General features: G+C 63.6%; 16 protein-coding genes. 8 read left to right on the forward strand and 8 right to left on the reverse strand.

The window, feature by feature from the left end:
• Window positions 1-8: 8 nt before the first annotated feature.
• From rsmD to ACIPZC_RS02105, 3 genes are read right to left on the reverse strand one after another with little or no spacing between them, the layout of a single operon-like run.
• Window positions 9-611, reverse strand: coding sequence for a 16S rRNA (guanine(966)-N(2))-methyltransferase RsmD (rsmD, locus tag ACIPZC_RS02095; protein ID WP_241805076.1), 603 nt, complete (start codon window positions 609-611; stop codon window positions 9-11).
• On the reverse strand, window positions 611-2,095 hold the full coding sequence (locus tag ACIPZC_RS02100; RefSeq protein ID WP_400624536.1) for a M16 family metallopeptidase: 1,485 nt from the start codon (window positions 2,093-2,095) through the stop codon (window positions 611-613). The genes rsmD and ACIPZC_RS02100 overlap by 1 nt, the downstream gene beginning before the upstream one ends.
• Entirely contained in the window at window positions 2,088-3,443 is a 1,356-nt protein-coding gene (locus tag ACIPZC_RS02105; protein ID WP_241805078.1) for a pitrilysin family protein, read from the reverse strand. Before ACIPZC_RS02105 ends, ACIPZC_RS02100 begins: the two co-directional genes overlap by 8 nt.
• A gap of 232 nt (window positions 3,444-3,675) precedes the next feature.
• On the opposite strand from ACIPZC_RS02105, the gene ftsY reads away from it, so the two are divergent.
• From ftsY to rpoH, 4 genes are all read left to right on the forward strand, one after another.
• On the forward strand, window positions 3,676-5,244 hold the full coding sequence (gene ftsY, locus ACIPZC_RS02110) for a signal recognition particle-docking protein FtsY (RefSeq protein WP_400624538.1): 1,569 nt from the start codon (window positions 3,676-3,678) through the stop codon (window positions 5,242-5,244).
• Window positions 5,241-5,912 (forward strand): cell division ATP-binding protein FtsE, encoded by a 672-nt coding sequence (gene ftsE, locus ACIPZC_RS02115; protein WP_400624540.1) that lies wholly within the window; start codon window positions 5,241-5,243, stop codon window positions 5,910-5,912. The genes ftsY and ftsE overlap by 4 nt, the downstream gene beginning before the upstream one ends.
• A complete protein-coding gene (gene ftsX, locus ACIPZC_RS02120) occupies window positions 5,909-6,934 on the forward strand; it encodes a permease-like cell division protein FtsX (RefSeq protein ID WP_241805081.1) in 1,026 nt (341 codons plus the stop codon). The genes ftsE and ftsX overlap by 4 nt, the downstream gene beginning before the upstream one ends.
• Before the next feature lie 111 nt (window positions 6,935-7,045).
• A complete protein-coding gene (rpoH, locus tag ACIPZC_RS02125; protein ID WP_012312302.1) occupies window positions 7,046-7,900 on the forward strand; it encodes an RNA polymerase sigma factor RpoH in 855 nt (284 codons plus the stop codon).
• Window positions 7,901-8,011: 111 nt separating this feature from the next.
• On the opposite strand, the gene mtgA is transcribed toward rpoH, so the two are convergent.
• Entirely contained in the window at window positions 8,012-8,722 is a 711-nt protein-coding gene (gene mtgA, locus ACIPZC_RS02130) for a monofunctional biosynthetic peptidoglycan transglycosylase (RefSeq protein ID WP_400624542.1), read from the reverse strand.
• 64 nt (window positions 8,723-8,786) lie between these two features.
• Between mtgA and ACIPZC_RS02135 the strand changes: the two genes are divergently transcribed.
• The 4 genes from ACIPZC_RS02135 to trmB all read left to right on the forward strand — a co-directional run bounded on the left by ACIPZC_RS02135 (window position 8,787) and on the right by trmB (window position 11,043).
• Complete coding sequence (locus ACIPZC_RS02135; RefSeq protein ID WP_241805082.1) at window positions 8,787-9,158, forward strand: DUF423 domain-containing protein; 372 nt, start codon at window positions 8,787-8,789, stop codon at window positions 9,156-9,158.
• Between the two features lie 103 nt (window positions 9,159-9,261).
• A complete protein-coding gene (gene thiS / locus ACIPZC_RS02140; protein ID WP_400624544.1) occupies window positions 9,262-9,462 on the forward strand; it encodes a sulfur carrier protein ThiS in 201 nt (66 codons plus the stop codon).
• Window positions 9,463-9,516: 54 nt separating this feature from the next.
• A complete protein-coding gene (locus tag ACIPZC_RS02145; protein ID WP_008092966.1) occupies window positions 9,517-10,311 on the forward strand; it encodes a thiazole synthase in 795 nt (264 codons plus the stop codon).
• A gap of 9 nt (window positions 10,312-10,320) precedes the next feature.
• Entirely contained in the window at window positions 10,321-11,043 is a 723-nt protein-coding gene (gene trmB / locus ACIPZC_RS02150; protein ID WP_400624546.1) for a tRNA (guanosine(46)-N7)-methyltransferase TrmB, read from the forward strand.
• Window positions 11,044-11,210: 167 nt separating this feature from the next.
• Here the strand turns inward: trmB and ACIPZC_RS02155 are convergent, their stop codons facing one another.
• From ACIPZC_RS02155 to ACIPZC_RS02170, 4 genes are read right to left on the reverse strand one after another with little or no spacing between them, the layout of a single operon-like run.
• Entirely contained in the window at window positions 11,211-11,537 is a 327-nt protein-coding gene (locus ACIPZC_RS02155) for a DUF3392 family protein (protein ID WP_241805084.1), read from the reverse strand.
• Window positions 11,538-11,546: 9 nt separating this feature from the next.
• Window positions 11,547-12,734, reverse strand: a complete 1,188-nt coding sequence (hemW, locus tag ACIPZC_RS02160; protein WP_400624549.1) for a radical SAM family heme chaperone HemW — start codon at window positions 12,732-12,734, stop codon at window positions 11,547-11,549.
• A complete protein-coding gene (gene rdgB, locus ACIPZC_RS02165) occupies window positions 12,731-13,327 on the reverse strand; it encodes an RdgB/HAM1 family non-canonical purine NTP pyrophosphatase (RefSeq protein ID WP_046787037.1) in 597 nt (198 codons plus the stop codon). Before rdgB ends, hemW begins: the two co-directional genes overlap by 4 nt.
• A complete protein-coding gene (locus ACIPZC_RS02170) occupies window positions 13,324-13,758 on the reverse strand; it encodes a DUF4426 domain-containing protein (protein WP_267820322.1) in 435 nt (144 codons plus the stop codon). Before ACIPZC_RS02170 ends, rdgB begins: the two co-directional genes overlap by 4 nt.
• Window position 13,759 lies beyond the last annotated feature (1 nt).

Genomic DNA, 13,759 nt, shown 5'->3' on the forward strand with positions numbered 1-13,759 from the left:
GCTTGCCGTCAGGCGCGCTGCCACAGCGCGTAATGCACCTGGCCGGTCTTTTTTTCGCGGTGCAGGCGCCAGTTGCCTGGCATTTGCAGGGTAGAGGGAGCCGCTTCGCTCTCGGTGTAGATCCACGCCTGCTCGCGCAGCCACTGGTTCTGCTCCAGCAGGTTGCAGGTGTTGGCCAGCAGGTCCTGATGGAACGGGGGGTCGAGAAACACGACGTCGAACTGTTGCTTGGCCGGTGCTTGCAAGTAGCGCTGGGCGTCGGTCTGGAGGATTTGCCCGCGCGGGCAGCGCAGGATCTCCAGGTTGTTCTTCAGGTTGCTGATAGCCGCTGGGTTGCTGTCCAGCGCAACGGCATCTGCAGCACCGCGGGACAACGCTTCGAGCACCAGGGCGCCACTGCCGGTGAAGGCATCCAGCACCCGGGCGCCTTCGATGTAGGGTGCCAGCCAGTTGAACAGGGTTTCCCGCACGCGGTCGGTGGTCGGCCGCAGTCCGTCGCCTTCAGGCACCGCCAGGCGGCGGCTGCGCCACTCGCCGGCGATGATGCGCAGGTGGCCCTGGCCCTTGCTTTGGCCCTGCTGAGAGCGGGCGGGAGGGGTGGATCTAGGCATTAGTGCTCCGGTACGCCGAGGGGCTGCTCGGCGGGTTTGTCAGTAGGGGCTGGCAGCGGTTTTTGCGGTACGCTCGGGCCGACGGTAACGATCACCAGTTTATCGGCGGCCAAGTGCTTGTTCATGGCTGCCTTGACCTGCTCGACGGTCAGTGCCTGGGACTGCTGCATGAAGTCTTCCAGCCAGGTCAAGGGCAGGTCGTAGAAGCCGATGGCGCCCAATTGGCCGACGATGCTCGCATTGCTGGCGTTCGACAGCGGGAAGCTACCGGCCAGTTCGCGCTTGGCGTCGTCCAGTTCCTGCTGGGTCGGGCCGCTCTTGAGGTAGTCGGCAAGAATGCCTTGCACCAGCTTGAGGGTGCCCTCGCTGAGTTCGGCACGGGTCTGCAGGTTGATCATGAAGGGGCCGCGCACCTGCATCGGGCTGAATACCGAGTATACGCCGTAGGTCAGGCCGCGTTTTTCCCGCACTTCGCTCATCAGGCGCGTACCGAAGGCGCCACCGCCGAGAATCTGGTTGCCCAGCGACAGGGCTGGCCAGTCCGGGTCTTGGCGGTCGATGCCCAGTTCGGCCAGCATCAGGTGGGTCTGCTTGGATGGGAAGTCTATGTGGGTCGCGCCAGCCTTGGGCTCGACGGGTTGCGCAGGCTTGGCCAGTGCCGGGCCTTTGGGCAGGGCGGCGGAGACCTGGGCGGCAATCGCCTCGGCCTCTTCACGGCTGAGGTCGCCGACCAGGGCGATTACCGCGTTGCCCGCTGCATAGGCTTTGGCGTGGAATGCGCGCAGCTGCTCCAGGGTGATGCCCGGGATGCTTTCAGCGGTGCCGTCGCTTGGATGGCCGTACGGGTGTTCGCCATAAAGGTTGCTCAACAACGCCTTGCCGGCGATCTTGCTGGGGTTCTGCTTCTCGTATTCGAAACCTGCCAGCAGCTGGTTCTTGATGCGCTTGAGTGCGTCCTCTGGGAAGGTCGGCTTGCCGGTCACTTCAGCGAACAGCTTCAGGGCCGGCTCGCGCTTGTCCTTGGCACTGAGGCTACGCAACGAGGCCACTGCCATGTCGCGGTAGGAGCCGTTGCCGAAGTCTGCGCCGAGCCCTTCGAAGCCTTCGGCGATGGCGGTCACATCCTTGCCGGCAATGCCCTCGTTGAGCATGGCGTTGGTCAGGGTGGCCAGGCCTGGCGTGTTGCCGTCCTGGCTGCTGCCGGCGGCGAAGGTCAGGCGCAGGTCGAACATCGGTAGCTCGCGGGCTTCGACGAACAGCACGCGTGCACCTTCGGCGGTGGTCCAGTTCTGGATGTTCAGCTGGCGCCGGCTGGGGGCTTTGCCGTCCAGTTCGGCCAGCGATTGCAGGGTATTGGCGGGGCGGGCTGCGGTGCTGTCGGCTTCGGAATGCGCGGGGCGCGCCAGCACGGCGGCAAGCGCCACCACCAGGGCGATGATGCCTGTGCCGATCAGGGTGTAGCGTGGTGCGCTGCGATCACTCATGAGCGGACTCCTCAGGCAGTACATGGGCAACGCTCAGGCGTTCGCGGGTGAAATAGGTGCGTGCGGCGGCCTGGATGTCCTCTGGGGTCACACGCTTGAGTTCGTCCAGTTCGCTGTCGATCAGTTTCCAGGACAGGCCGACCGTTTCCAGCTGGCCAATGGTGGTGGCCTGGCTGCTGATGGAGTCGCGGTCGTAGACCAGGCCAGCGATCACCTGGGCACGTACACGTTCCAGTTCCTCGGCGCTCGGTGGGGTCGTCTTGAGCTCATCGAGCAACTGCCAGACGCCTTTCTCGACATCGGCGAGGGTCTTTTGCTTCTGCACGTTAGGGGTAGCCGAGATCAGGAACAGGCTGTCGCCGCGGGTGAAGGCGTTGTAGCTGGACGAGGCGCCGGCCACCAGTTCCTGACCGCGCTCCAGGCGCGCCGGCAGGCGGGCGCTGTAGCCGCCGTCGAGCAGGGCCGAGATCAGCCGCAGGGCGTGCGCGGTGCGTGGGTCCTTGGCGGTCGCAAGGCCCGGTACGTTGAAGCCGTAGATCAGGCTGGGCAGTTGGGTGCGCACGTGCAGGGTCAGCTGACGCCGGCCTGGCTCGGTCAGCTCCAGCGGCAGCTTGGCCGGCGGAACAGCGCGCTTGGGGATACTGCCGAAGTATTTCTGCGCCAGGCCTTTGACCTCGGCGGCGGTAACATCGCCGACCACCACCAGGGTGGCGTTGTTCGGCGCGTACCAGGACTCGTACCAGTGGCGCAGCTCCTCGACTTTCATGCGTTCGAGGTCGGCCATCCAGCCGATGGTCGGGGTGTGGTAGCCGCTGGCCGGGTAGGCCATGGCGCGGAACAGTTCGAATGCTTTGGCGCTTGGCTGATCATCGGTACGCAAGCGGCGCTCTTCCTTGATCACCTCGATTTCGCGGCTGAACTCATCGGCCGGCAGGCGCAGGCTGGCCAGCCGGTCGGCTTCCAGCTCCAGCGCCACCGGCAGACGGTCGCGGGCCAGAACCTGGTAGTAGGCGGTGTAGTCGTCGCTGGTGAAGGCGTTCTCTTCCGCGCCCAGGTCGCGCAGGATGCGCGAAGCTTCGCCGGGGCCGACCTTGGCGCTGCCCTTGAACATCATGTGCTCCAGGGCGTGAGACAGCCCGGTCTGGCCGGGGGTCTCGTAGCTGGAGCCGACCTTGTACCAGATCTGCGAAACCACCACTGGCGCGCGGTGGTCCTCGCGCACGACCACTTTCAGGCCGTTGTCGAGGATGAATTCGTGGGTGGGTTGCACATCGGCGGCAAAGGCTGCGAGCGGCAGGCAGAGCGTGCCGAGCAACACGCCAGCGGCGCGGCGGGCTAGAGCATTCATAAGGTGTTTAACCTGTTCGGCGGCCTGCAGGGTTTAGCGTCGGCGGGCCAGGAGGTGCTAGGATACTGATCCGGTTGCCTGGCGACCATGCCTGTCGCCGTTCTGGCCTGCAGGTCCATTAAGACAAAACATTGCGCATGAACCAGCCGGCTACAAAATAGTCTGTTCTGCGTTTAGAGAATTCCAGATGAGCCGCTGCTGGCCCATCGCTACCCTGAGATAGCCGTCTTCCATGTTTGGTTCAAACGACGACAAAAAAGCGCCGGCCGAGGCTGGCGAGAAAAAAGGCCTGTTCAGCTGGTTTCGCAAGAAGCCGCAGCAACCTGTCGCCGAACAGCCACAAGCCCCTGATGCGCAGGCAGTAGAGCCGGTATCGCCGCAGCCTGCCGCCGAGCAGCCTGAGCCGGTTGCGGCCGAGCCGGTGGCTGGCGAAGCGCCCACGCCTGCCGTTGAGCCGGTAAGGCCCGCCGAGCCGGTGCTGGCCCCGCAGCCTGCGCCTGTCGTTGCCCCCGCTCCGGCCCAAGCGCTCGCGCCGGTGCCTGAGCCGGCCCCGGCTCCGGCTCCTGAAGTGGCCCCGCTCCCAGAGCCTGCTCCGCTCCCTGAGCCAGTGCCGGTTCCCGAGCCTGCTGCGGCCCCTGTGCGGGTGGACCTGCCGGCACGTTCCGAGCCTGCTGCCGCTCCGCTCGAAAGCCCTGCTCCAGTGGCCGCAGCCCCCGAAGCCCCGGTCAGCAACCTGGTCCTGCCGGTTGCCGAAGAGCCGGTCGCCCTGGTTCCAGACCTGGAGCCCAAGGCCCCGCCAGCGATTCCCGAGCGCCCGGCCCCCGAACAGGCCGTCGCGGCCATCACCCCAGCCGATGCCGAACCTGCCAAACCCGGCTTCTTCGCTCGCCTCAAGCAGGGCCTGTCGAAGACCAGTGCCAGCATTGGCGAAGGCATGGCCAGCCTGTTCCTGGGCAAGAAAGTCATCGATGACGACCTGTTGGACGAGATCGAAACACGCTTGCTGACCGCCGACGTCGGCGTCGAGGCGACGTCGATCATCGTTCAGAACCTGACCCAGAAGGTTGCGCGTAAACAGCTGGCCGATGCCGATGCCCTGTACAAGTCGCTGCAGGAAGAACTGGCCGCGCTGCTTCGCCCGGTCGAGCAGCCGCTGAAGATCCAGGCGCAGAACAAGCCCTATGTGATCCTTGTCGTCGGCGTCAACGGCGCCGGCAAGACCACCACGATCGGCAAGCTGGCCAAGAAGCTGCAGCTCGAGGGCAAGAAGGTCATGCTGGCGGCGGGTGACACATTCCGTGCTGCCGCAGTCGAGCAGTTGCAGGTCTGGGGCGAGCGCAACCAGATTCCGGTGATCGCTCAGCACACCGGTGCCGATTCCGCGTCGGTGATCTTCGATGCCGTGCAGGCCGCCAAGGCCCGTGGCGTCGATGTGCTGATCGCCGATACCGCCGGGCGGCTGCACACCAAAGACAACTTGATGGAAGAGCTGAAAAAGGTTCGCCGGGTCATTGGCAAGCTTGACGCCGAGGCGCCCCACGAGGTGCTGCTGGTGCTCGATGCCGGTACTGGCCAGAACGCCATCAGCCAGGCCAAGTACTTCAATCAGAGCGTCGAGCTGACCGGCCTGGCCCTGACCAAGCTGGATGGCACCGCCAAGGGCGGGGTGATCTTCGCCCTTGCCAAGCAGTTCAACATCCCGATCCGCTTCATCGGCGTGGGTGAAGGCATCGACGATCTGCGCACCTTCGAAGCCGAGCCGTTCGTCAAGGCTCTGTTTGCCGAGCGAGAGCACCCATGATCCGATTCGAACAGGTTGCCAAGCGCTACCCCAACGGCCATGTTGGCTTGCATGAGCTGAGTTTCCGGGCGCGCCGGGGCGAATTCCTGTTCGTCACCGGCCATTCCGGGGCCGGCAAGAGCACCTTGCTGCGCCTGTTGCTGGCCATGGAGCGCCCGACCAACGGCAAGTTGATGCTGGCCGGGCAGGACCTGGGCCAGATCAGCAATGCGCAGATCCCGTTCCTGCGTCGGCAGATCGGGGTGGTGTTCCAGAATCACCAGTTGCTGTTCGACCGCACCGTTTTCAACAACATCGCCCTGCCGCTGCAGATTCTCGGCCTGTCCAAGGCAGAGATCGCCAAGCGCGTGGATTCGGCGCTGGAGCGTGTGTCGCTGGTCGACAAGGGGGAGCTGTACCCGGCCGACCTGTCCACTGGCCAGCAGCAGCGGGTCGGTATCGCCCGTGCGATCGTCCACCAGCCCGCCTTGCTGCTGGCCGACGAACCCACCGGTAACCTTGACCCGCGCCTTGCCGCAGAGATCATGGGGGTGTTCGAGGACATCAACCGCCTGGGCACCACGGTGTTGATCGCCAGCCATGACCTGGCACTGATTGCGCGCATGCGCCACCGCATGCTGACCTTGCAGCGCGGCCGTCTGATCGGCGATGGGGAGGCCGGGCAATGAGCACTACACGTACACCCAAGGTTTCCGAGCGTGTCGCGCCCAAGGCGGCCGACGCGGATACCCGCAAAAAGCGCGGCGAGCATGATGATGACGGCCCGGACTTCCGCACGCTGTTGCATGCCTGGCTGGACAGCCACCGTGCCAGCCTGGCCGACAGCCTGCGCCGCCTGGGCAAGCAGCCAATCGGCAGCTTCTTCACCTGCCTGGTGATGGCCGTGGCGCTGAGCATGCCCATGGGCTTGTCGCTGCTGTTGAAGAACGTCGAGAAGCTGGGGGGCTCCTGGCAGCGCGCCGCGCAGATTTCCCTGTACCTGAAGCTCGACGCGGGCAGCAAGGAGGGCGAGGCCCTGCGCGAAGAGATCAAAGGCATGCCTGGGGTGGCCGATGCCTTGTACATCAGCCCAGGGCAGGCGCTGGAAGAGTTCCAGCAGCAGTCGGGGCTGGGCGAAGCCTTGCGTGAATTGCCCGACAACCCGCTGCCTGGTGTCGTGGTGGTAACCCCGACCGAAGTCGATAAGCCCGCCCTGGAAGCGCTGCGTCAGCGTCTGGCCGAGCTGCCTCGGGTTGAAAACGCACAACTTGACCTGGTGTGGGTGGAGCGCCTGGCGGCGATCCTGAAACTGGGCGACCGGTTCGTCTTCGGCCTGGCGGTGATGCTGATTTCTGCCTTGCTGTTAGTAATCGGTAACACAATTCGTCTACATATCGAAAACCGCCGTACCGAGATCGAAGTCATCAAGCTGGTAGGCGGCACCGACAGCTACGTGCGGCGGCCTTTCCTGTACATGGGCGCGTTGTATGGCCTGGGTGCGGGCCTGCTGGCCTGGGGTATCCTGGCCTTCGGCCTGAACTGGCTGAACGAGGCCGTGGTAGGGCTGTCCGGGCTCTACGGCAGCGACTTCTCCCTGGGCGGGGTGCCAGCATCCGATGGTCTGTCGCTCTTGATCGGAGCGGTGCTGTTGGGGTATATCGGTGCATGGATTGCGGTGGCTCGCCATTTGAACGAGCTGGCCCCGCGATAGTTTTTCTGAGCCAGCATTGACAATTTTTCATCTTTGGAACTTGCACCTTGGTTCCAGGTCTATGTTGGCAGTGCTCACAAGGCACGAGTCTGGTAAGTCGGAGGTTCTTGAATGACCACATCGTTGCAACCTGCCTATGCCCTGGTTCCCGGTGCAAACCTGGAAGCCTATGTGCACACGGTCAACAGCATCCCGCTGCTGACTGTCGAGCAGGAGCGTGATCTGGCCGAGCGTCTCTATTATGAGCAGGATCTTGAGGCCGCTCGGCAAATGGTGATGGCCCACCTGCGCTTCGTCGTACATATCGCCCGTAGCTATGCTGGCTACGGCTTGGCCCAGGCCGACCTGATTCAGGAAGGCAACGTCGGCCTGATGAAAGCGGTCAAGCGCTTCAACCCGGAAATGGGTGTGCGCCTGGTGTCGTTCGCCGTGCACTGGATCAAGGCTGAAATCCACGAGTTCATCCTGCGCAACTGGCGCATCGTCAAGGTGGCTACCACCAAGGCCCAGCGCAAGCTGTTCTTCAACCTGCGCAGCCAGAAGAAACGCCTGGCCTGGTTGAACAACGATGAAGTTCACCGCGTGGCCGAAAGCCTCGGCGTCGAGCCGCGTGAAGTGCGTGAGATGGAAAGCCGCCTGAGTGGCCAGGACATGGCCTTCGACCCGGCAGCAGAGGCGGATGACGACAGCGCCTTCCAGTCGCCTGCACATTACCTGGAAGACCATCGCTACGACCCGGCTGTGCAGCTCGAAGATGCTGACTGGAGCGACAACTCCACCAGCAACCTGCATGAAGCCTTGCAGGGCCTGGACGAGCGTAGCCGCGACATTCTCTACCAGCGTTGGTTGGCTGAAGAGAAAGCCACATTGCATGAGCTGGCGGACAAGTACAGCGTTTCGGCTGAGCGTATTCGCCAGTTGGAAAAGAATGCAATGAACAAGGTAAAAGCGTTGATCGCAGCCTGATTGGCGCCTGATGCCTGAAAAAGCCGCTGACCCGTAGCAGGGTGAGCGGCTTTTTTGTTCGTGCAGGCTTTACCGGCTTGTGGAAGGGGCAGTTAGAGCCCGCGTCTCCATTCAGGGCTTGCGCGAAGCATCCAGTTGCATCAGGTAGCTCGGCCCACCCAGCTGGCTCATCTGCCGGCGAATCCAGCCTGCTCGGCTTGCCACGTAGGCGCTCGGCCGGCTGGCGCTCCACTTGATGGGGCTGGGCAGCACGGCAGCCAATTGAGCCGCCTGCTGGCGGCTCAGCCGACTTGCATCGACACCAAAGTGGTAGCGCGCCGCAGCTTGCGCACCGAACACCCCTTTGCCCCATTCGGCACTGTTCAGGTAGACCTCAAGGATCCGCTCTTTCGACCAGAACAGCTCGATCAGCGCCGTGAACCAGGCTTCCAGGCCCTTGCGCAGCCAACTGCGGCCCGGCCACAGGAACAAGTTCTTGGCCACTTGCTGGGTCAATGTGCTGGCACCCCGGATGCTGCCGCCGCGCTCGTTATAGGCCAGTGCCGCCTGAATGGCAGGGATGTCGAACCCCCAATGGTTGGCGAACTTCTGGTCCTCACCGGCGATGACCGCGACTTTGAGGTCGTCGGAAATATTCTCCCACGGCTGCCAGTCACGCTGCAGGTCGATCGGCTCGCCACTGACCCACGACTGCACCTTGCGCTCGACCATCAATGCCGTGCCGGGAGGCGGCACCGAGCGGAACACCAGCACCAGTACGATGCTGCCGGCAGCGAACCAGAGCAGGGCGCGGGCGAGGCGGCGGAGTAGGGATGACAGCATGGCGATAGCTTGGCCGGACCGGTGGAACGGGCCATTATACAGACCCGATCCCAGGAGTCGTCCCATGCTTCGCACCTTCCTCATGCTCGCCGCCTTTTTTGGCTTTACCGGCGTCGGCCTGGGCGCATTCGCCGCCCACGGCCTGAAAAACCGTCTGAGCGCAGATTACCTGGCCATCTTCCAAACCGGGGTGACCTATCAACTGGTGCATGCCTTGGCAATCTTCGGTGTCGCGCTGCTCGCCGCGCACTTGCCGGGGCGTCTGGTTGGCTGGGCCGGTGGTCTGTTCGCCCTGGGCATCGTGCTGTTCTCCGGTAGCCTGTACCTGCTGACCCTGAGCGGGCTGGGCAAGCTTGGCATCATCACCCCTATCGGTGGCTTGTGCTTCCTGGCCGGCTGGCTCTGCCTGGGCATGGCGGCATGGCGCTTAGGCTGACCAAGCGGTCCACAATCACGACTAATGGCGTGCACTGCCCTTGGGTTAACGCGTTGATCGGCGCTAGAATGCTGGCCCCCAACGCACAATGGTGGCCGTGCGCATGCGCATTCAATTGAACGGTGAACCCTACGAATTGCCCGCTGGCGAAAGCGTCGCGGCGCTGCTGACCCGCCTGGACCTTACCGGGCGCCGGGTGGCAGTGGAATTGAACCTGGATATCGTGCCGCGCAGTCAGCACGACAGCACGCAGCTCAACGACGGCGACCAGGTCGAAGTGGTGCACGCCATTGGTGGCGGCTGATTCCGGCCTGGTGATTCACCTGCAAGCCCAGCAATCTATTCCAGAGGATCTCTGATGAGCAACGTTCGTAGCGACAAGCCCTTTACCCTGGCCGGGCGCACTTTCCAGTCGCGCCTGCTGGTTGGCACCGGCAAGTACCGTGACATGGAAGAAACCCGCCTGGCCATCGAGGCCTCGGGCGCTGAAATCGTCACTGTCGCCGTGCGCCGCACCAACCTCGGCCAGAACCCGGGCGAGCCGAACCTGCTCGACGTGTTGCCGCCGGACCGTTACACCATTTTGCCGAACACCGCCGGCTGCTATGACGCCGTCGAAGCGGTGCGCACCTGCCGTCTGGCCCGTGAATTGCTCGATGGCCATAACCTGGTCAAGCTGGAAGTCCTGGCAGACCAGAAGACCTTGTTCCCCAACGTGATCGAAACCCTCAAGGCCGCCGAAGTGCTGGTCAAGGACGGCTTCGACGTGATGGTCTACACCAGCGATGACCCGATCATCGCTCGTCAACTGGCCGAAGCAGGCTGCATCGCGGTGATGCCGCTGGCCGGCCTTATCGGCACTGGCCTGGGCATCTGCAACCCGTACAACCTGCAGATCATCCTGGAAGAATCCAAGGTGCCGGTGTTGGTCGATGCAGGCGTGGGTACTGCCTCCGATGCCACCATCGCCATGGAAATGGGCTGTGAAGCGGTGCTGATGAACTCGGCCATCGCCCACGCCCAGCAGCCAGTGCTGATGGCCGAGGCCATGAAACACGCAATCGTCGCCGGGCGCATGGCCTACCTGGCCGGGCGCATGCCGAAGAAACTCTATGCCAGCGCGTCTTCGCCGCTGGATGGTCTGATCAAGTAAGAGCTACTGATGACTGAATCGCAAGATACGCCGATCACCACCGACGGCGACGCGCGCCCACACCGCCGCATCAAGAGTTTCGTGATGCGCGCCGGGCGCATGACCGAAGGCCAGCAACGTGGCCTGGACCAGGGCGGCCCGCTTTATATCCTGCCGCTGGCCGACAGCCCAGTGGACTATGACCAGGTGTTTGGCCGCTCGGCGCCGCGCACCCTGGAGATCGGCTTCGGCATGGGCCATTCCCTGTTGGAAATGGCCGCCGCCGCACCTGAACAAGACTTCATCGGTGTTGAAGTGCACCGCCCAGGTGTGGGTGCACTGCTGAACGGCGTGCTGACCGAAGGCCTGAAGAACCTGCGGGTCTACGATTGCGACGCCATCGAAGTGCTCAACCGCTGCGTGGCCGATAACAGCCTCGACCGCTTGATGCTGTTCTTCCCCGACCCATGGCACAAGGCGCGCCACCACAAGCGCCGTATCGTGCAGCTGGAGTTCGCCGAGCTGGTGCGTCGCAAGCTCAAGCCGGGTGGCGTATTCCATATGGCCACCGACTGGGAACCGTATGCCGAATACATGCTGGAAGTGATGAGCGCGGCTCCGGGGTACCGCAACCTGGCAGCGGACGGGGCTTATGTACCGCGTCCCGAAGAACGTCCCATCACCAAGTTCGAGCGCCGTGGTGAGCGCTTGGGCCATGGGGTTTGGGATTTGAAGTTCGAGAAGGTGGATTGATTGGCCGTTTGAGCCTTTCGATTGTGCGCTGATCTGCCTGTGCAAGCCCTTCGGGGCTTGTTTGCATTCAAGGCCCGGGGTGATTTCATGCGGATCAGTTCGGCGCACCCTGTATGGGCAGCCCAGTGGTAGGGCTGCCCTGATGCTGGGGCAGCTTGCAGTGAGCTTTATCCCCGCCGATCAGCGACCACGCCAATCAACACCAGCACCACCAACAGCACCGGCGCCAACGCGTAGTTGTTGAACTGGCTCAGGCCCCTCACCACCCACGGCGTGGCATAGATCAACGCCGCGCCGCTGCCGATCATCACCAGCAGCGCCATGAACGGCACCCGCAGGGCTCCTGCCAGGCCGCCCAGCCGTTGTTCCACCCAGCCCTTGATGTCGGTACCAAACAGCACCAGCAGGCAGCCTACCAAGGCCAGCGAAATCTCAGACAGGTTGCTACGGCTCCAGCGGGAAACCGTTGCCAGCAGGTCAAGTACCAGGTCCATGGGTCATCCTTAGGTCAAGAAATACTGCAGCAGGTCATTGAGGAACAGCTGGCCGCGCGGCGTGGCCACCAACCGATCCGGTTCGACCTGCAAAAGGCCTTTTTGTTCGGCGGCGCGGCGGGCCTCAGCCAGCTGTGCCAGTGGCAGGCCGGTACGCTGGCTGAACAGCTCGGCTTCCACGCCATCGGTCAGGCGCAGGGCGTTCATCAGGAACTCGAACGGCAGTTCGTCCACCGGCAGCAGCTTCTCGCCGGCCTTGAACGGCTTGGCCAGGTTCAGGTAGTCCTTGGGCAGGCGGGTCTTCCAGGTGCGCAGGATGCGCCCATCGACAAAGGTCAGCTTGCCGTGGGCGCCGGCGCCGATGCCGATGAAATCGCCAAAGCGCCAGTAGTTGAGGTTGTGCTTGGCGGCACGCCCAGCCTGGGCATAGGCCGAAACCTCGTACTGCTTGTAGCCGTGGGCCGCCATCAGGGCCTGGCCAGCCTCCTGGATGTCCCAAAGGATGTCGTCCTCGGGCAGTTCCGGTGGCTGGTTCCAGAACACCGTGTTTGGCTCCACGGTCAGTTGGTACCAGGACAGGTGCGTCGGCCCCAGGTCGATGGCCTGGCGCAGGTCGCCCAGCGCATCGTCCAGCGACTGATCGGGCAGGCCGTGCATCAGGTCCATGTTGAAGTTGTCGAAGCCGGCTGCCCGGGCCATGCCCGCTGCGCGGATCGCTTCGTCGCCATTGTGGATGCGCCCGAGCGCTTGCAGTTTGGCCGGCTGGAAGCTCTGCACGCCAATCGACAGGCGATTGATGCCCGTTTGCCGGTACGCCTTGAACTTCTCCTGCTCGAACGTCCCTGGGTTGGCTTCCAGCGTGATTTCAATGTCCGGGGCGAAGGGGATGCGTTGCTCCACGCCGCGCAGCAGCCTGCCGAGGGCATGGGCGCTGAACAGGCTCGGAGTACCGCCGCCGAAGAAGATCGACGAAATCGGCCTCCCCTGAACCGCTGGCAGCTCTTGGTCGAGGTCGGTCAGCAGGGCATCGACATAGGCCTCTTCCGGAAGCTCAGGCCCGGCCGCGTGGGAGTTGAAGTCGCAGTAAGGGCATTTGCGTACGCACCACGGAATGTGGATGTACAGCGCCAAAGGCGGCAGCGTGGCGAAACCCGCCACGCCAGGCTGGCGCGGCTGGGTGGGCAGCACTTCGATCATGCCAGGCCCAGACGTTGGCGCAGCAGGACCATGGCCCGCGCGCGGTGGCTGAGCTGGTTCTTGTCGGCAGGCGCGAGATCGGCGCTCGAGCAGTTGCGCTCAGGCACCCAGAACAGCGGGTCATAGCCAAACCCTTGATCGCCGCTGGCTTCGAACATGATGCGCCCATGCCACAGGCCTTCGCAGAGGATGGGCAGTGGGTCGTCGGCATGGCGTACCAGCGCCAGCACACAGACGAACTGGGCGCCGCGCTGATCTTGCGGGACATCCTTGAGTGCTTCGAGCAGTTTGGCGTTGTTTGCTGCATCGCCCTTACCGTCGGCATACCGCGCCGAGTAGATGCCTGGCGCGCCGCCGAGAAAGTCGACCGCCAGCCCGGAGTCGTCAGCCAGCGCCGGCAACCCGGAAATGCGTGCGGCATTACGCGCCTTGAGGATGGCGTTTTCGACGAACGACAGGCCGGTTTCCTCCGGCTCTACCTGGCTGAACTCACCGATCGAGCGCAGTTGTACAGTCTGGCCGAGCATGGCCTGAAGTTCCTTGAGTTTGCCGGCATTGTGGCTGGCCAATACGAGTTGCTGGAGATTCATCATTCGCCTGGGAACACTTCCTGGTTGAAGCTGAGTTTATGACTGATCCCGCCGGTTTCGACATTCAGGTCGAAGGTCAGCGTCTCGGCCTGGTCGATCTTGAACTGGGCGATATAGTAGATCGCGCCGCGATCGGTGATTTGCTTGAACGATAACGGGTTGCTGCGCCCGGTGAGGTCTTTCACCGTGCCGCTGACCACCGCCATGGCGGGTTTGCTGGCCTTGAGCACGGCAATGTTGAGCACCCCCTGATTCTTGCTGCGTACAAGCCCTGTGGCGGCGGCAATGTCCGGCTGCAGCATGCTGGAGGTGAAGGCGCTGTAGTGCACCGTCACGTCGCCGAACACCTCCTTGCGCTCGGCTTTGGCGGCATCGGCCGCCAGTGCCGGCAGCGCCAGGCACAGGCTGATCAGGAACAGGGCTAGGCGGCGCATG

The organism is Pseudomonas sp. NPDC089743, assembly GCF_044748785.1.
Lineage (GTDB): Bacteria > Pseudomonadota > Gammaproteobacteria > Pseudomonadales > Pseudomonadaceae > Aquipseudomonas > Aquipseudomonas putida_X.

Bases quoted from the DNA above. Each gene is read 5' to 3' on its own strand.
- rsmD (WP_241805076.1), bottom strand. From the start codon at position 611: ATGCCTAGATCCACCCCTCCCGCCCGCTCTCAGCAGGGCCAAAGCAAG.
- ACIPZC_RS02100 (WP_400624536.1), bottom strand. From the start codon at position 2,095: ATGAGTGATCGCAGCGCACCACGCTACACCCTGATCGGCACAGGCATC.
- ACIPZC_RS02105 (WP_241805078.1), bottom strand. From the start codon at position 3,443: ATGAATGCTCTAGCCCGCCGCGCCGCTGGCGTGTTGCTCGGCACGCTC.
- ftsY (WP_400624538.1), top strand. From the start codon at position 3,676: ATGTTTGGTTCAAACGACGACAAAAAAGCGCCGGCCGAGGCTGGCGAG.
- ftsE (WP_400624540.1), top strand. From the start codon at position 5,241: ATGATCCGATTCGAACAGGTTGCCAAGCGCTACCCCAACGGCCATGTT.
- ftsX (WP_241805081.1), top strand. From the start codon at position 5,909: ATGAGCACTACACGTACACCCAAGGTTTCCGAGCGTGTCGCGCCCAAG.
- rpoH (WP_012312302.1), top strand. From the start codon at position 7,046: ATGACCACATCGTTGCAACCTGCCTATGCCCTGGTTCCCGGTGCAAAC.
- mtgA (WP_400624542.1), bottom strand. From the start codon at position 8,722: ATGCTGTCATCCCTACTCCGCCGCCTCGCCCGCGCCCTGCTCTGGTTC.
- ACIPZC_RS02135 (WP_241805082.1), top strand. From the start codon at position 8,787: ATGCTTCGCACCTTCCTCATGCTCGCCGCCTTTTTTGGCTTTACCGGC.
- thiS (WP_400624544.1), top strand. From the start codon at position 9,262: ATGCGCATTCAATTGAACGGTGAACCCTACGAATTGCCCGCTGGCGAA.
- ACIPZC_RS02145 (WP_008092966.1), top strand. From the start codon at position 9,517: ATGAGCAACGTTCGTAGCGACAAGCCCTTTACCCTGGCCGGGCGCACT.
- trmB (WP_400624546.1), top strand. From the start codon at position 10,321: ATGACTGAATCGCAAGATACGCCGATCACCACCGACGGCGACGCGCGC.
- ACIPZC_RS02155 (WP_241805084.1), bottom strand. From the start codon at position 11,537: ATGGACCTGGTACTTGACCTGCTGGCAACGGTTTCCCGCTGGAGCCGT.
- hemW (WP_400624549.1), bottom strand. From the start codon at position 12,734: ATGATCGAAGTGCTGCCCACCCAGCCGCGCCAGCCTGGCGTGGCGGGT.
- rdgB (WP_046787037.1), bottom strand. From the start codon at position 13,327: ATGATGAATCTCCAGCAACTCGTATTGGCCAGCCACAATGCCGGCAAA.
- ACIPZC_RS02170 (WP_267820322.1), bottom strand. From the start codon at position 13,758: ATGCGCCGCCTAGCCCTGTTCCTGATCAGCCTGTGCCTGGCGCTGCCG.